This window comes from Terriglobales bacterium (genome assembly GCA_035624455.1).
In the GTDB taxonomy this organism is placed as follows: domain Bacteria; phylum Acidobacteriota; class Terriglobia; order Terriglobales; family Acidobacteriaceae; genus DASPRM01.
The window spans coordinates 1-16,540 of record DASPRM010000107.1; the positions used below are offsets into that span (position 1 = coordinate 1).

17 protein-coding genes are annotated in these 16,540 nt (G+C 56.3%); 7 read left to right on the forward strand and 10 right to left on the reverse strand.

The annotated features are described in order from the left end of the window. Positions 1-82 precede the first annotated feature (82 nt). The 4 genes from VEG30_11915 to VEG30_11930 form a co-directional block, all read right to left on the reverse strand. Entirely contained in the window at positions 83-1,513 is a 1,431-nt protein-coding gene (locus tag VEG30_11915; GenBank protein HXZ80630.1) for a UDP-glucose/GDP-mannose dehydrogenase family protein, read from the reverse strand. Positions 1,514-1,723: 210 nt separating this feature from the next. Further along, positions 1,724-2,311, reverse strand: coding sequence for a hypothetical protein (locus VEG30_11920; protein HXZ80631.1), 588 nt, complete (start codon positions 2,309-2,311; stop codon positions 1,724-1,726). Positions 2,312-2,934: 623 nt separating this feature from the next. Further along, the gene (locus VEG30_11925) at positions 2,935-3,705 is read right to left on the reverse strand and encodes a response regulator transcription factor (GenBank protein ID HXZ80632.1); all 771 of its coding nucleotides are present in this window, start codon (positions 3,703-3,705) and stop codon (positions 2,935-2,937) included. Between the two features lie 259 nt (positions 3,706-3,964). Next, positions 3,965-4,390, reverse strand: coding sequence for a CBS domain-containing protein (locus tag VEG30_11930; GenBank protein ID HXZ80633.1), 426 nt, complete (start codon positions 4,388-4,390; stop codon positions 3,965-3,967). Between the two features lie 713 nt (positions 4,391-5,103). Between VEG30_11930 and VEG30_11935 the strand changes: the two genes are divergently transcribed. From VEG30_11935 to VEG30_11950, 4 genes are all read left to right on the forward strand, one after another. Further along, positions 5,104-5,841 (forward strand): PEP-CTERM sorting domain-containing protein, encoded by a 738-nt coding sequence (locus VEG30_11935; protein ID HXZ80634.1) that lies wholly within the window; start codon positions 5,104-5,106, stop codon positions 5,839-5,841. A gap of 522 nt (positions 5,842-6,363) precedes the next feature. Further along, positions 6,364-7,311 (forward strand): L-tyrosine/L-tryptophan isonitrile synthase family protein, encoded by a 948-nt coding sequence (locus tag VEG30_11940; GenBank protein HXZ80635.1) that lies wholly within the window; start codon positions 6,364-6,366, stop codon positions 7,309-7,311. Positions 7,312-7,501: 190 nt separating this feature from the next. Further along, complete coding sequence (locus VEG30_11945; GenBank protein ID HXZ80636.1) at positions 7,502-8,425, forward strand: glycosyltransferase; 924 nt, start codon at positions 7,502-7,504, stop codon at positions 8,423-8,425. A 136-nt stretch (positions 8,426-8,561) separates the two neighbouring features. Beyond that, positions 8,562-8,816 (forward strand): hypothetical protein, encoded by a 255-nt coding sequence (locus tag VEG30_11950; GenBank protein ID HXZ80637.1) that lies wholly within the window; start codon positions 8,562-8,564, stop codon positions 8,814-8,816. Between the two features lie 24 nt (positions 8,817-8,840). Here the strand turns inward: VEG30_11950 and VEG30_11955 are convergent, their stop codons facing one another. Both VEG30_11955 and VEG30_11960 read right to left on the reverse strand, forming a co-directional pair. Beyond that, on the reverse strand, positions 8,841-9,164 hold the full coding sequence (locus VEG30_11955) for a hypothetical protein (GenBank protein HXZ80638.1): 324 nt from the start codon (positions 9,162-9,164) through the stop codon (positions 8,841-8,843). A gap of 197 nt (positions 9,165-9,361) precedes the next feature. Continuing rightward, positions 9,362-9,760: a septum formation initiator family protein gene (locus VEG30_11960; protein HXZ80639.1), complete on the reverse strand. Its 399-nt coding sequence runs from the start codon at positions 9,758-9,760 to the stop codon at positions 9,362-9,364. 311 nt (positions 9,761-10,071) lie between these two features. Between VEG30_11960 and cutA the strand changes: the two genes are divergently transcribed. Further along, positions 10,072-10,392, forward strand: a complete 321-nt coding sequence (cutA, locus tag VEG30_11965) for a divalent-cation tolerance protein CutA (protein HXZ80640.1) — start codon at positions 10,072-10,074, stop codon at positions 10,390-10,392. Between the two features lie 133 nt (positions 10,393-10,525). Beyond that, positions 10,526-11,392: a hypothetical protein gene (locus tag VEG30_11970; GenBank protein HXZ80641.1), complete on the forward strand. Its 867-nt coding sequence runs from the start codon at positions 10,526-10,528 to the stop codon at positions 11,390-11,392. Positions 11,393-11,405: 13 nt separating this feature from the next. On the opposite strand, the gene VEG30_11975 is transcribed toward VEG30_11970, so the two are convergent. From VEG30_11975 to VEG30_11990, 4 genes are all read right to left on the reverse strand, one after another. Further along, entirely contained in the window at positions 11,406-12,179 is a 774-nt protein-coding gene (locus VEG30_11975) for a methyltransferase domain-containing protein (GenBank protein ID HXZ80642.1), read from the reverse strand. 124 nt (positions 12,180-12,303) lie between these two features. Next, on the reverse strand, positions 12,304-13,473 hold the full coding sequence (locus VEG30_11980) for a PLP-dependent aspartate aminotransferase family protein (GenBank protein HXZ80643.1): 1,170 nt from the start codon (positions 13,471-13,473) through the stop codon (positions 12,304-12,306). A 77-nt stretch (positions 13,474-13,550) separates the two neighbouring features. Further along, positions 13,551-14,495, reverse strand: coding sequence for a cysteine synthase A (gene cysK, locus VEG30_11985; protein HXZ80644.1), 945 nt, complete (start codon positions 14,493-14,495; stop codon positions 13,551-13,553). Positions 14,496-14,637: 142 nt separating this feature from the next. Then, a complete protein-coding gene (locus VEG30_11990) occupies positions 14,638-14,826 on the reverse strand; it encodes a hypothetical protein (GenBank protein ID HXZ80645.1) in 189 nt (62 codons plus the stop codon). Positions 14,827-15,204: 378 nt separating this feature from the next. Here VEG30_11990 and VEG30_11995 point away from each other — a divergent pair, with 378 nt between their 5' ends. Next, positions 15,205-16,431, forward strand: a complete 1,227-nt coding sequence (locus VEG30_11995) for a vanadium-dependent haloperoxidase (protein HXZ80646.1) — start codon at positions 15,205-15,207, stop codon at positions 16,429-16,431. Positions 16,432-16,540: the final 109 nt, after the last annotated feature.

The following is a 16,540-nucleotide window of genomic DNA, read 5'->3' on the forward strand; positions in this document are numbered from 1 at the left end:
CGCCATAAATCAGCGACAGGCAGATCACGAGGCATACGCGTGACGGTGCGGCAAACGGCGCTGTCTATGCCTTAACGCTTTTTCAGGCGATCGCGGCTGACCACTTTTCTCTACGATTTTTTTGGAGGCTCTTCCCGCTGGCCTCCGCTGGCTGCACATCGGGCCTTCCGACGCTGTAATAGAGGAACCCCTCCGCTGCCATGGTGCTGGGCTGATACAAATTTCTGCCATCAACCACGATGGGATACGCCAGCAATGCGCGCAAACGTTCTAAGTCCAGCTGGGCAAACTCGGGCCAGTCGGTCAGGATCAGCAAGGCATCGGCTCCCGCGGCCGCTTCATAGGGCGAGCTGCAATAGGTTACTTCCGGGCCGGATAACACTTCGCGCGCGTTCTTCATCGCCGCAGGATCAAACACCCGCACTCGGCAGCCCTCTTTCAATAGCACCCGCACCAGCTCTACCGCCGGCGATTCCCGAATATCGTCGGTCCCTCCCTTGAAGGCCAGCCCCAGCACCGCCAGCCGCTTCCCTTTCAAGGTCCACAGCGCATTTCGAACTTTGCGCACGAACCGCTGTTTCTGCGCCGCGTTAATCTGCATGACCTCCTCCAACAGCCGGAAGTCGTAGCCGCACTCCCGCGCCACCGCCGAGAAGGCTTTCAGATCCTTGGGAAAACATGACCCGCCATAGCCAATGCCGGGGTTGAGAAATTTCCTCCCGATGCGCGCGTCCGTCCCCACTCCCTCGCACACTTCCCGGATGTCGGCCCCCACCGCTTCGCAGATGTTCGCCACCGCATTGATAAAGGAAATCTTCATCGCCAGAAATGCATTGGACGCGTGCTTGATGATCTCCGCACTCTTGGTGCTGGTCACGATCAGTAGCGGAGGAATGACTGCCCCGCTCGGTCTGGGCACCAGCGTATTTTCCTTGTAATACGTCCCGCTGGTCAGGGGAGCGTAGATCTCGCGCAACACGCCGGCGCAACGCTGGCTGTCGGCTCCCACTACGATGCGATCCGGATAGAGAAAGTCCGAGACCGCCGAACCTTCCCGCAGGAATTCAGGATTCGAAGCCACGTCGAACAGGTCGGCCGGCGCTCCGTCCAAGAGCATCACCTTGCGAATCCATTGGCTGGTCAGCACCGGTACCGTGCTCTTCTCGATCACCACCTTGTAACCATTCACCGCTTCGGCAATCGCCCGCGCCACCGTTTCCACATACGACAGGTCCGCCTCTCCCTCTTCCGTAGGAGGCGTTCCCACCGCAATGAACACCGCGTCGCTGGCTGCTACCGCCGCTCTCAGGTCGCTGGTGAAGCTGATGCGCCGCCCAGCGTATTTCGCCAGCAGTTCCGGAAGATGCGCTTCGTGAATCGGCACCTCCCCGCGCCGCAACTGGGCCACTTTCTGCTCGTCGTTGTCGATGGAGAACACTTCATGTCCCAGCTCCGCCAGGCACGCCGCCGCCACCAGCCCTACGTATCCCGAACCCACTACCGCTATCTTCATCAAACTCACCTTAACTGAGACCAGCAATGAAAGTAAACCGAAGCAAACTGCTCAGATTAAGGAATTCCTGCTGGCCCAGTCGCACAGTCATACCATAAGCATAAAGGTGAGCCTGGGTAGTCGCAAAACGCTGAATGCCGTATGGTGCCGAGGGAAGGAACCTCACAAGGCTATGCCTAAGGCCCAATCTTGCGCGTAGGCAGAAATTCGCTATCTCAAGGTCAGATTGTGTGCCCCAAAGGTGAGAAACGTCGCCGTGGAGGCCGCCTGTGGCACCCACCAGAACCGGCGATAGAGCGGATTACTGCTGCGCATCATTCTGCGCCCAAGATAGTCCATGCCAGTTGGCCAGAGTTGTAGGGCAGGATAAATAGCAGCCGAATGCGCAAAGGGCTTCAACGTAGGATTCAATTCCTGCCCGCCACTTTGGATCGCTTGTCGCGTCGACCAGGCGTCGAAACCTGCGGCTGCATGCTGTACCGCCATCAAGGAAAACCAGATTCGCTTGTTACGCGACGACGCCGTTTCCGGCTTCGTCTCAACAAGCTGGTGCGATGGGGCTGTCATTTCCACCGGCGCAGCGTCCGCCAGCCCGCCCGTGGAGGGACGTATCAAGGGATCGGCAACCGCTCCCCTAGCGAGCAGACTTCCGCTTCCCGTATCGGACGTGTCTCGGGAACTGCTTTCCAGTTGGGTCGAATCGGAAACCAGGGCCGCACTCGATAATTGCACCGGAGGATTGGAAACCTGAGCCTGGGAGCCGACGGCAAACAGAAGCACGAGCCATGCGCTGCGCATTGGTGCATGTCCTCTTGGCCAGAGTAACCCATGAACCTTCGGAACACCAGCAATTCGCGACGCGTTGCCCAAACCGAGGTAACGCCCCGCATAGTGGCCCCGATCGATCAGGGTGCACATCTATGCGCACGAGCAATTCCACAGTAAGCGAATGATTAGCCTCAGGTTACAGTGCGAGTGGAAAATTTCAGTGCAGAAACTTGCACACTTGTGTGAACTTGAATTCACTCCTTCTGCACCATTACACGCAGTCAGTGTTCCAACGTCTTGTAAACCATCTGGACACGCGCTTCGGAGTGGTGGTCACGGTCTTTCTCTCCCCAGCACAAGCAGTCAGGTCCGCAGTCATGATTGAGTCTTTCCAGCCGCACTTGAAAGAGTCGGTAGCGCACGCCATCTGTGGAAAATCCTTCCGAAACTGGGACCTGCTTCGCGAGCTTGGTCATAGCTCTCCCTCGCTGCTTCTGGGATTGAATTGAATGGAGCAGACCAATTAAGCAATCCCTTGACCAAGCCACCTTCGAACAAGTTTTCTGGGAATTATTGCAGGCTGTGGAAACTGTTAGGGGCGAAAGCTACTCGCTGCGGGTAAAAAAAACATGGCGAACAAGTCTTCCGCAGCTCTACATGACCACGCGATGCAACTTGTCGGATTCCTCCGCTGCCAATGGTTTATTCGCATTCTGAAACCACAGCAGGATCAGATCCGCCCGTCGCTGCACGCCAAATTTCGACAGCAGATTGGATACGTGGAATTTCACCGTCCGCTCTGAGATGTTGAGCTTGACGGCGATTTCTTTATTGGAGAGGTTGTCCAGCAATCCCTCAAGCACTTCCCTTTCGCGGTTGCTTACGCTGTTGGTTCGTAGCTGAGGACCGTTGCGCGCCTTCAGAATCGAATCTACGAAACGTGCCAGAATCTGCCGCGGAACCCAGTATCCACCGGCTGCAACCGATCGTACGGCCCTCGCAAGCTGCAGTTCTGCATCGGCATATGAAAGTAATCCCTTGGCGCCCAGTTGCAAATAGCGAAAATAACTCTCCTGGTTAAACCCGTCCCCCACCACCAGCACCTGTGCTTCCGGCCGTCGCTCGAAAATGGCCGTTATAAGTGGCTCTATCGAGCGGACTGCATTCGAATCAACCACGTAGATTTGCGCCTCAGGAACCGCCGTCGTCGTGCAATCCGACACCAGCGGCGCATCATAGAGCTCTCCCCGAATGCTCACAGACAAGGCTCCCAGCAACTTCTGAAACTGCTGCAGTACCAGCGGATGAGCGGAGAACACGCAGACGGAGGAGGTTCGGGTTGATGCCACTTTTTCCATCAGATGTACGCCACGACTAGCAAGCCGGTCTCCATTCACCCAAACAGTCGCTGCAGTCTTGCGCACGTGCACTTTTTAAGTAACCAGTATGCCGATTCTAGCATTCGTTACTCGCAAGCGATCACACGAGGGCTGTTAGACAAAAGTAACCAGCCGGCTGCACAAAAACCAGCTGAGCCACCGTCAGAGCTGAACTTTCTGGGGACCTTGACTTTCGAACTACCCGTAAACTAGCAGTAACTGACACTGCAGCTGGCCAACTCCTGCTCTGACACGTGCAGCAGAAGCCGCCCGTTGGGGAATCGCTGAACTGCAACCGCTGGACCTATCCCTGGCTAATATACGCCCGCATCATGTGCACTTCTCCCTCTTTTTCCACGAGGTCGTGGAGCAGAAGGTCCCGCAGGGAAATCAGTCCTTTTAATTTCCTGCCATCACAAACCGGCAGATGCCGGAAATTGTGTTCCTTCATCAGCCGCATGCATTTGTCCAGCGTCTCGTGCGGCGACACTACGAATGGGTCCTTGGTCATGACGTCTTCCACCCGCGTCTTTCGCGGATCCAGACCTTCGCTTACCACTCGCTTCATCAGATCGCGCTCGGAAAAAATCCCCACTAGCTCCTGCACTCGCACTACCGCTACCGCCCCCACATTTTTCTCCGTCATGTAGCGGGCGGCTTCCAACACGCTGATGTTCGATTCCACAAAAAACGTGTCACGGTCCTTCACCAGCTCATAGATCTCTTTCATGTATTTCCCCCAAATTTGCAGGACGGACGGCCAGGACCCGCACAGACCCCCACGCCCCGCGGAGTATATGCCGGTTCGCTCACGAACGAAAGAGTCTGGAAGACTGCGATCTTCCTCCGCGAAGTGCTCGTTAACGTCGACCCTGCTCGCCGCGGATTCGATGCAGATGCCAATGGGCAGGTAATTGAATAGCGGCCCACGCACCCAATTCCGGACAGCAGCCTGGATTGACGAACCCAGAAGCGCCCCCCGAGCAGGCAAATCGCTGTTCTTAACGCTGGAAAATCGCAGACCTTCAGGTTTCTTTTGAGCAATTACCCAAATCGCTGTATTGCGTTCATCGCCGTTTTTCAATAAATCTTTGCAGGTGTTCGGGACGATTCCCGGCTGGTAGTCACCCACGCGGAAGCAGGGGCGTATTGGCTTGGAAGTCGGAATTCGAAATCTCCATGGGCCGAGCAGAACTATAGTAATTACTTTAGGTAATTAGCCTAATTTGAGGGAAAACCTGAGGACTGAAGAGTGCAATTTGCTGCACATTCCCCTTGTGGGAAAAAACAGCAAGACTCGATAAGAATCAATGGCTTGCGGAGTTTTGAAGCGGGGAATGGTAATTGCTCAATGTTTAGACGCAGTAGGGGAAATCAACAAAAGAGGGCACGTCTGCCGGCGGCATCGCATCAGCGACCCTCCTGACCAAATGCGGAGTCTCAATGAACCGTAACAAACTTGGGATCCTTTTGCTGGCGTTACTTGTTGTTTGCTCCTTCTCTTTGAGTGCAGTAGCAAACACATTTACTTTCTCAACCGCATCTGGGGCGACGAACGGCGGTGGTGATCCCGTCAACGCCTCAGTAATCTTTAACACAGGTTCTGGGACGCTGACCATTGATCTGTCAAACGGGCTAACCGCCGCTCAAATGAAAAATGTCGGCCAGAATCTCAGTGATCTGTTCTTCACTCTGAATAACACAACCAGTTCGGGGTTCGTCTCATCCTCGTCCGCAACATTCGTTAACGTGGCCGGTAACGGCACAGCGTCCCCGATCACCGTCACGGGCACCGACCCGGTTGGCTGGGCTATTACAAATTCAGGCGGTACTTACCACCTGAATGGCCTGGCGGGCGCAGCATTCACGCCGGCTCACACGATCCTCGGTGGAGTGGTGGGCGATACCTCCTACCCCAACGCGAACAGTTCGATAGCGCACGACCCACCGGGGGACCCCCACAACCCATTCGTTCAGGGTACCGGTCATTTTGTATTGTCGATCGCGGGGATCAACGTAGACACCACTATCAGCAACGTACAGTTCTCTTTTGGCACTACAGCTGGAGACAATGTTCCAGGCACGCCCGGTGTCCCCGTTCCCGAGCCCGGCAGCATGATGCTGTTCGGAACCGGCTTGCTCGGTGTTGCTGGCGTCATCCGTCGCAAACTCTCTCGCTAACATTCGGACTCCAAACTATCAAGCCGCCCTTCAGGGCGGCTTTTCTCTTTGTCACATGCATCGCAACCGCAACAGGTTCGAGGCAGAACTTAGCACATTAAGTGCAAATCGTTGCGCACTCTGGCCCGGGATTGCCATTAATCCTGGGTAAGAATCAATAGCTTACGATCGTATTCTCGGGGAAGCTTAATTGCTCAAATCAGGCAAAGCGAATTATCCAAGCTGATCGTTATCGGCACTACGATCGAACACTCTCGTCCCCCATTTTGAGTAGAAATCTGAGCTTTCAGTTTAACGAGCCCAAGAATGCCTGAGATTGCACTCAAAACAATTACGAACTTGCCCCTGTCGGCCCCGCCGACAAAATGCTGGGAAGCTCGGCGGGCATCATTCGCTGACGTACTGGATTGGCTCCTTCAGCACCGGTCCCGGCGCCCGGTTACCCATTCTGGCCCCGATACCGTGCATTCCATCCTTCAGATTCTGACCTCCAGCGCGTATCGAAAGGGCAGTCTCGAACGGATGCGCTTCGACCTCTGTCAAGTCAGCATGCGTGCCGCGATACAAGCATCGGTTTCGCTCTCGCATCCGGTGAGGCTTACCTTGATGGCCTTCCCCTTCAAAGTTGGAAACCCTGTCAAGGTGGGAGTTCGCCAATTGCCAGATTCCGCCGAACTTGCCGCGCTCTTGAAACTGCGTCAACTGCGTGATGAGATCACAGCCATTTACGAACCCGGACTGGAGATCCATCTCATCCATGACGGCTCTTATATAGCCGATGTTTTTGGTGTGCCCCTGCGCGAAGTTCGCCAATACGAATCTTATCTATCCAGGTTGATACACGTCTTGGGAGCCAATACCTTCATCCGCACTCATGATCTCCTCGACTTGCTCGAGCAGAACCACTATGACCTGGAATGTGCCAAGCAAATAGCGTGGCGCGTGACACGCGGATGGTGGCGAGATCAGCAATGCACCCCGGAATGGAACGACTGCTTCGCAAAGACAATAGGTATGCTGAACCTGCGTAGCTGGCCTGCTGGCCTGATGCGCGAAATCATGTCACAGGCTCATACCGGAAGGCTGGCACCCACCCACCACTTGTTGGAACGGCGGGTACATCGAGCCATGCTGGCCTATCACATGCGGGATACGTTGCTTCACATGTTTGATCCGCGCCCCTCCTGCTTCCCCAACAGCATTCATGCGACAACCAAAGTACGTCCTCAACGACTGGCTCTGTGGATGGTGCGCCGCGGTAATAGCCTGCTACCTTGGCATGGCGTAGGAGTTCTCGAGCCATCCGGGATCAATGTACGCCCCGCTGCAGAGGTGATCGACAACCCCGCGTTTTGCCCCCTCTACCTCGAAGCCGAAAACACCCCCTTCCTGTACCTGCAGGTTGGCGTTGAAAGAAAACCATCCAGCTCATATCCACATGCAGCCTTCCAGGAACATTCTGTTTGTTAGCAGCGGGGCCGACTTCTACGGTGGCGGACGTTCGTTGCTCCCCGTCGTCGAGCGCCTCGGACCGGAATGGCGGCCACACTTCGTTGTTCCCGGCCGCGGTCGATTCCTCACGGAATTAAGTCGTAGAAACTATCCGGTACATCGGCTCAATGTCACAGTTCGATCGGGGAGTGGCTGGATGCTGAGGAGGATGATCAGGATCTTCCGACTAGCCTGGATAATCTGGAAAAACAATATCCGGTTGGTGCATCTCAATCTCCATTTTGAGGCTTCGCTCGTAGTGGCAGCTTGTGCGATCACCTGCGTTCCTCTTATCGTGCACGTCCGCAACATGGTGACAGAACCCGTGGACAGCTCTCTTCGCAAGTCTGACGGAATCATTGTGATCTCCAAAGCGGTCTCAGATGCCCTGTTTAGCGTCGGCAAACTTACGCCGGCCGACGTCGCTGGCAGGCTGTGGCTCGTACCCGATGGCCGCGAGCTTTCGCCTTATCGGGACGGAGACCGCCTGCAGGTGCGCCGCGAATTAGGCTGGGACCAGGGCGAAAAGATAGTGGGGATGGTGGCTCGAATCACTCCCATGAAGGGACAGGAGATTTTCCTGCAGATGGCGGCATTTGTGGCAAAGGCGCTGCCAGAAGCAAGATTCCTCCTGGTTGGAGGACCCTTCGACGATCATGGCGCGGAATACCTGCGGAATCTGCAACAGTTGGTGTCCAATTTGGGGCTGTCGGACAGGGTCGTGTTTACAGGGTATCGCGAGGATGTTCCAAGGCTGCTCAGCGCGCTCGATTGCTTTGTCCATCCGAGTCGGCGAGGCGCGTTCGTCAGCGTCCTGATCGAAGCCATGGCCAGCCGCATACCCATCGTGGCGTCGGATGTGGACGGGATTCCTGAATGTGTTGGCCGCGATGGCGCTGCGGCCCTGGTGTACCCGATAACGCCAGAGGGGTTTGCTGAGGCCACGTTGAAGATCCTTCAGGATAAACAAATCGCCGCAAACATGGGCCGGATCGGGCGACTGCGGGCGCAACGCTACGAGATCACAGGATTGGCGCGGGAAACCGAAAATATTTTCGATACTGTGCGGAATCGTTTTCGGACCTTCCTCTAGATGTCACTCCCCTCTAACAGGAGTCCCTTGTTTTCCCTTCCGTTCATAATCCTGGTCTCCCGCAAATATCAGACCGCCAGAGACCCAAGGAACCTCTTCCCTAAGCCTTGCGTATTTCTCGCGAGGGACCCACAAAATGAAACGATCTTTCCTGCTGCAGGCGGTCGCGACGGGCTCGCTCTGGATCGGCTTGCTGCTTCCCGTGCTCATTGTCGCGCTTCGATGGAATCACCAGCGCCTCGACAAGCGTCTGCTTCTGTTTTTCACCCTAATCTACTTGGACCTGATCTGCGCGCTGGCGCCGCGGGTCGGGAACGCACAGGAAGCGTCTGGCCGTGCATCCTGGTGCACAATGTCGTCGACGGCTTGCCCTTGGTCGCAAGCCTCATGAGTTAGGCTTCCTGTACTCCAGCATCTAGCTTCCCAGCATCGTTACGCTGTCTACGTGCAGCGCCTCTCCCTTAACGCTCCCTTTTACGTTCACGTGATGGCCGATGTGATCTTTCAAAGCGTCGGGATTATCCACGCTCAGAATCTTCCGATCCTGATCGGTCACGAATACCATTTTCTCGCCCGCCTCGATGCACTTCTTGGCGCACGCTTCTTTGCCTGGACCAGCGTGGGCGGCGCACTTTGCGTCACTTACCCAGCCTGTCATTGAAGCGTCTCCGGCAAAGGAAGCCGTGCTTAGGGCCGCAATCAGGCAAGCCGCAGCTAAAAACCCCACCAATCTCTTCATATTCCATCTCCTAAGAAGTTTGACTGTTTTCCCCACATCACGATTCTTATCTTCCGCAGCATCGAAAGGCAACAGGAATCCTCAGTTCTGGGACGAGGCGCAAATTCCGAGGCTGCCCGTTTCAACTCCGCTCTGTCTCCCGCCAATTCCACTGTTTGTTTTGCCACTGAAAGGGGTAGGCAGGGTTGGGCGGGTTCTTACTTCTTCGCCGCATTCACCGGTGGCTTCTGACTGGGAGTCGGTGTGGGCAGCAGGAAGATCACCTCGCCCGGCTTGGCGTAGCGCAATTGCTCGCGAGCTTCCCGCTCGATCGCCTGCGGGTCGTGTTTCAGCTTGTCAACCTGTCGTGTCAGCGCCTGGTTTTCCTTCTGCATAGAGTTCACTTCGTCTTGCAACTGGCGGTATTCCGCTTTCTTGTTCTCGTAGATCACCATGCCATTGGCGCCCCAGATCACGTGAAACGCCATCCACACTGCCAGCGCGCCAACCCCAGCAGTGGCCACCTGCCGGCGCCGCCGATAGAAACCTTCGGCAAGAGTCCGGACCCTCTGCCAGTGCTCCCACCTTCTTATCAACTCCTGCAATTCTTCCGGCATTCGCTCCCGGCCCGTTTTGATTACGATCGACTTAAAGACTCTCGCTGTTCGCTACAAACTCTCAGCCTCATCTGGAGTGAGGACGGCTGGCTTTACAATTCTCCGATCGCAACTTGGTAGTGAACTTCTCTTTTACTTCAGGGGTCAAGCGGAAGTTCTCTCGCAAGGGATAAAAGGAACCAACTTTGGCAAATATTTCCTGCAGCTGCTACCAGGCTCTCCTTGCGGCCGGCAATCAGCTCGCACGTCAGTAGAGTGGATGTCGCAGAAAGGCTTTCAGGGGATCGCGAAAAGCGCAACAATTGTAAACAATGACTGATAAAAGGGTCGTACTGTCTACTGCAGAAACTGAGTCCGAAGCAATCACGATCGCCCAGGCGCTTGTCGAGCGGAAGCTGGCTGCTTGCGTCAATATCGTTGGGCCGATCCGCTCCATCTATCGTTGGAAGGGGGAGGTGGAGAACGCGACCGAATTCCTGCTGCTTGTTAAGACCAGCTCCGATCTCTTCGATCGCGTCCACGACACGATTCGCCAGCTTCACTCCTACGAACTGCCGGAGTGCATCCAGCTCCCCATCGAAGCTGGCAGCCAGGCGTATTTGGATTGGATCAGCGAGTCCGTGCTGAGTTAGTTCCTACTAGCCGAAAGTCCGCCACTACAGGTGCCGTCTCTAGGTTTCCCTAGGCGTCCTTTGTGATGAAAGGTTTTCGCCTCTCAGCCAGCGCCCACCCGAATTTTGTCTTACAATTTTGCATCACATAATCATGGACGAAATTTCCAGGAACTCCACCTCTGAATCCTGGCCGCCTGTTCCCGGCAAGTGGATCGCGCTGCTCGTGGCGGCTGTGGTACTCGCCCACGCTATTTGGGCCTGCCTGTCTGCGCTTACGAATGGCCTGCTGCTGCCGTTCCTATCGGGGATCGCGGGACCGGATCCTCAAGTTACGCAGTTCCTTGGCAAAGCGGATCCTGGCTTCCCCGCAATTGTCAGCTCGCTTTTCGAACTGGTAGTAGCGGGCTTGGCTTTCCTGCTCATCCGCCGATGGACCGGGCCGAGGCCAACGCCAGCGCCGGCAAAACCTGCAAGAACGGTGAAGGTAGTTAAACAGGTGAGAGTCGCCAAGGCGGTTTCGCGGTCAGCTTCGCAGCCCCTTTCCATCATAGCTCCGCCAAAGGCCGCCGAAACCTCCGCTGAACCCCAGCCGTCGGTTAAGCCTGACGTCTCACCGCAGTTGTCTTCTGCGCCACCAAAAACCGTAGAGCCGCCAATTGCCTCAACAGCTCAGACGGTCGCCGAAGAGCCAGTATCCCCTCCAAGACAAGTAGAGCAGCCACCTGCGGCCCCTTCGCCGACGACAGCGGAGATGCAGGTTCGCACATCAGAGCCAGTTGAAAAGCCCGTCCCCGCTCGTCTCCAACCCGTGGATAAGCCCGTACAAGTTCCATCGGAGATGCGCGGGGAAGAGCCAGCTGCAGTGTCCCCACAAGAGTCCGACACATTGTCAGCGACTCCTCCGGCCCATTCCGCACCTGTGTCGCCGCCGACGAAACCAAAAAAGGCTAAAGAAAAAGAGAAGGAGGTCTATTACAACCTCGTCGGCGACCCTATAGGTCCGGTCGAGGACGAGTGAGAAACAGGGCTGTCTACGCCGGTTTTTTCCCACGCAGATTCAATCGCCAGTAGTCGAGCTGGCGATGGCCTTCCCCAACTATCGCATCCAGAAATTTGCCCTTGTAGTGCTGCGGAAGTGGGGCAAGGTGACGATGGAATACTATCGAGGCCAGATATTCGCGATAGGCATCCTCTGAAGCCAGTTCGAGCGGAGCCGGTTCCAGCCAGGTCTCGACCTTCGCAAACCCGGCCTCCTCCATCCGGCGTTTCGTCGTCTCGGCGTCGGCGTACTCCCAAGGCTCCTCCCAGTTCGCGAAGAATGGCCGTATTTCCGAGGAATCCATGAACCGGTTGGCCATAACTCGAATCCGCGCCAGATTCGGACCGCCACCGCATTGCGCTTCCAGCCAGCCGCCAGGATCCAGTGCTCGAAACAATCCACGGAAGAGCGCCGCATGATCCTTGACCCAGTGGAATGCAGCGGTGCTGAAGATGCCATCGAACTCTTCGTCAAACGCGAGGCGTCCTAGGTCAGCCTGTGCAAATCGCACTCGCTTGCCAAAACTCGGCTGCAAAGACTGACGTGCGCTTTCCAGCATGTTTGACGAAAGATCGACGGCGGTGACCCGGCCCTGCGGCAAGCGTTCTAACAGCGCCGCCGTCAGGCGACCGGTGCCGCAGCCGGCATCCATCACGTGTTCGTCGCCGCGCAACTCGCACCGGGCAAGTACTTTCAGGCCCCATTCGAACTGTGGGTTCGAAATCCGATGATAGATCTCCGCATTCCACTCGATTGAATTCACCATGCCCTGGATCGCTGCTTCTGCCTAAAGAGGCAGTTTGCCCGCGGGGCTCCTAAGTGTCTCGCAGTCAGGTTTGTGGTTCTCGGCTCCAATTCGTGACCTTCGTGTCCCTCGTCGTGAAAGGTTTTCAAATGCCCGCAAGTGCCTGGTTGAGATCCTGGATAATGTCCTCCACATCCTCGATTCCCACCGAAATCCGCACCATGCCATCGGTTAGCCCGATGGCCTTGCGGCCCTTTTCGCCCAGCGCCGCATGAGTCATGGTCGCGGGATGGGAAATCAACGTCTCCACTCCGCCCAAAGACTCTCCCAGCGAGCACACTGGCCCCACACGCCTCAACAGCTTCTTGGCATTTCCCAGCGATCCGCTTTCGAACGTGATCAGCGCTCCAAAACCTGACATCTGACGCTTAGCCAACTCATGCTGCGGATGATTCGGCAAACCAGGATAGAAGACTTGTTTCACCTTTTGGTGGTCGGCGAGAAATTCCGCCACCCGCTCACCATTTTCATTGTGCTTCTGCATGCGCACGGCCAGCGTCTTCACGCCGCGCAGCACTAACCAGCATTCAAACGGGGAAAGAATCGCGCCCGCAGATTTCTGTATGAAGGCCAGCGCTTCTGCTTGTTCCTTCGTCGTGCAGATCACCACTCCCCCAAGTCCGTCGCTGTGTCCGTTGAGAAACTTCGTAGTCGAGTGCAATACCATATCGGCTCCGTGCTCGATAGGCCGCTGAAAATAAGGCGACATGAAGGTGTTATCTACAACCAGATCCACCCCTTTACGCCGTGTTATTTTCGCGATCGCCGCCAGGTCGCTGATCGACATCAGCGGGTTCGTTGGCGTCTCTACGTATACATATTTCGTGTTCTTGCGGATCGCGCCCTCGACTTGTGAAACCTGGGACGTATCCACATAGGTGAACTCCAGGCCGTAATTCGTAAGGATCTGGTTGAACAGCCGCGGCACACCGCCGTACACGTTATGCGAGCACACCAGATGCTCGCCCTTCTTCATCATGGTGCAGATGGCATTCACCGCTGCCATCCCGCTGGAGAAAACACGTGCCGCAGTGCCACCCTCCAACGCCGCCAGGCAGTCCTGTAGCCGATCTCGTGTAGGGTTGGTCACCCGGGCATATTCGTATCCCAGCTTCGGCTTCCCCAGTTCTTCCTGAACATAGGTGGACGTGGCGTAGATCGGCGGGCTGACCGCACCCGTCATCGCATCAGGTTCCGAACCGATATGGATAGCCGCAGTGGCAAAACCAATCTCTTTGTTGTGCTCTTTTGCCATTTTCTTTTACCCACAAAAAAGGGCGCGATCGCTGCGCGCCCGCGTCCTGTCTTCGTGACCGTTCGTGGTTAAATTCTTCAGTACGTCTCGAAGATATTCTTGGAAAGATATCGTTCCGCCGAATCCGGAATCACCGTTACTACCCGCTTCCCCTCCCCCAGCCGCTGCGCCACCTGCATGGCGGCAAACACGTTGGCGCCGCCGCTCGATCCCGCGAGTACGCCTTCTTTGCGGGCCAGTTGCCGCACCATCTCGAAGCCGTCGGGATCCTTCACCATGATGATTTCATCGGCCAAGCTGCCATCGTAGGTCTTGGGAATGAAGCTGACCCCGATGCCTTCAATCTTGTGATCTCCCGGCTGTCCCCCCGCTAGTATCGAACCCTGCGTCTCAACTGCGACGCCAAGAGCCTCTGGCAGCCGTTCCTTGACGTACCGAACTACTCCAGTAAAGGTTCCTCCCGTGCCAACGCCCAGCACCACCGCGTCGATCCGACCTTGCATCTGCTCGAAAATTTCTCGCCCCGTAGTTTCGTAGTGGTAATCGGGATTGGAAGGATTTTCAAACTGCAATGGCAGAAATGAATTTGGGATCTTGTTAGCCAGATCACGTGCCCGTTTAATCGCGCCCTGCATGCCTTCATCGTCTGGGGTGCGAATTACCTCCGCCCCCAGCGCTTGCATCAGCAGCACTTTCTCTTTGGAAAACTTTTGCGGCACACACAGAATCACCCGATAACCGCGATTCACCCCGATCAGTGCTAGCCCGATGCCGGTGTTCCCCGCCGTAGCCTCGATGATGGTCGATCCCGGGCGCAAGCTGCCGCTGGTCTCGGCGTTGCGAATCATGCCAACTGCAGCCCGGTCTTTGATACTGCACCCGGGATTCAAATATTCGAGCTTTGCAAAAATGTCAGCCGCGCGTCGCGGAGCGAGCCGCCGCAGGCGCAGCATCGGAGTCTCTCCCACGAGCTCAGTCACACTCTCAGCGACGCGCAGGCGGGTCGCTTCTGCAATGTTCATGGCCACCCTACAGAGTACGGTAGCTCCCCACCAGCGTCAATCATCGAGCAGCCAGAGACTAGTGGCCAGGAATTAGCAAACTGGCAATCGACCGTGGTTGTCTGCATGCTGACTGCTGAATCCTGCGTACCGGCTGCTGATGCTACTTATCGGCTGTGTCCCCCGCATGTCTCTCCGCCACATGCCTGGAAAAGTATTTCTGCATCTGGCGCTCGGCTTCTTCCGGGTCAACAAAATAACGCTGCGCAAACCCTACACCGCAGATCGAGCACTTCGCCTTGATGATACTGCCTCGAATCCTCTCCACAGCCACCAGCTGCGCTTTTTCCATTGTTAGACCCAAGCCGAAAGACCCCACATCTAAGCTTTCCTATTCTTGGGCTAGGGCCCACCCTGATCTGTGATCTCCGTCACACGCTCAGGTTTTCCCTCAGGCTGCCATGATTATTTCCAGCGCTGATCCTGGCGAGCGGGCCAGCTATTCTCTTCTTGACTCAATAGACGGCTCGGCGCAAAATCCGCCTATTGACCCCACTGGCATCTTGCAGGCGGTGGGCTGCAAGATCGGTCCTTCATTTCCGTAAATTGCTCCCCAGTTATTTTGGCGCCCGACTTTGTCACACGTGACGGAAGGCTCTGCCGCGTTCCGTTGGCCAAGCTAAGCGCAAAGTTCTTTCCTGGGATCTTCAACTTAGGAAAAGGAGGTAGTATGACCAGCGGCCGTCTTCAGCGGTGCTTAGCAGTCATGGTGATTCTGGCGGTTCCTTGCACCGCCCTCTCCGATGTGATCACGGAATGGAACGAAAAGGCTGTAGCCAGCACCATCACCGCCAAACAATTGCCTTTCGTCGGCGCCCGCACGCTCGCTCTAGTCCACACCGCAATGTTCGACGCGGTCAACTCGATTCAGGGACGCTATACACCATACAAGGTAAAGCTGGATGTCCCCGCAGGTGCGTCTTCCGAGGCTGCCGCAGCAGCTGCAGCGCATGCCACGCTAGTAGCGCTGTTTCCTGAACAGAAAACCTCTCTCGATTCCGCCTACACGGTCTCGCTGGCGAAAATTCCCGCGGGCGAAGGAAAGACCGCCGGCGTGGCGGTGGGAGAAAAAGTGGCTTCACAAATCATCTCACTGCGCGCTTCCGATGGATCGAATGCGCCGAACACCTATCGTCCCGTGACTACCGCGGGCGTGTATATCGCCACTACGCTGCCGATCGGATCGCAGTGGGGCAGCGTAACTCCCTGGCTAATGCAGCGTACTTCGCAATTCCGTCCGGGGCCACCGCCACAACTCACGAGCTCACAGTGGGCTCGCGATTGCAATGAGATCAAAGACATCGGCGGAAAGACCAGCACGCTCCGCACGCCGGAACAATCCGATATCGCTCGCTTCTGGGTCATCACCGGACCCTCCAGCTGGGACCCAATCGTTCGCCAGTTGGCGGACATCCCCACGCGCAGCTTGATCGATAACGCGCGGCTCTTTGCGTTCGTAGAAACTGCTGCCGCGGACGCCTACATTGCCGTGTTCGACGCCAAATACACCTACAATTTCTGGCGCCCAGTTACTGCCATTCGCAATGGCGACCTAGGTGGCAACCCGGGTATGAGCCGTGTAGCTGACTGGGAGCCACTGATCGACACCCCTCTTCATCCGGAATATCCCTGCGCTCACTGCATCACCTCGGCCGCTGCCGGCACCGTGCTGGAATCCGAATTTGGCCGCGGCGCCGTGCCTACTCTCACCATGACCAGCGCAACCGCGCCCGGCGTCGTGCGCAAATGGAACAGCATCAAGGAGTGGATGGACGAGGTCTCCGCCGCCCGCATGTACGGAGGAATCCACTACCGCAATTCGACAATCGTGGGTCAAGAGATGGGCAGGAAAATCGGCGAACTGGCAGTGCAGAATTACCTGAAGCCGGTTCAGTAGTCGACATCGGATAACGACCCTGACGTGCCCCTCTGGCTGTTCTTACTAGGGTGGGAAATCGAGGCGCAGCTCCGAGGCAAATGCAAGTCGTACAGCATCTCACTACTGA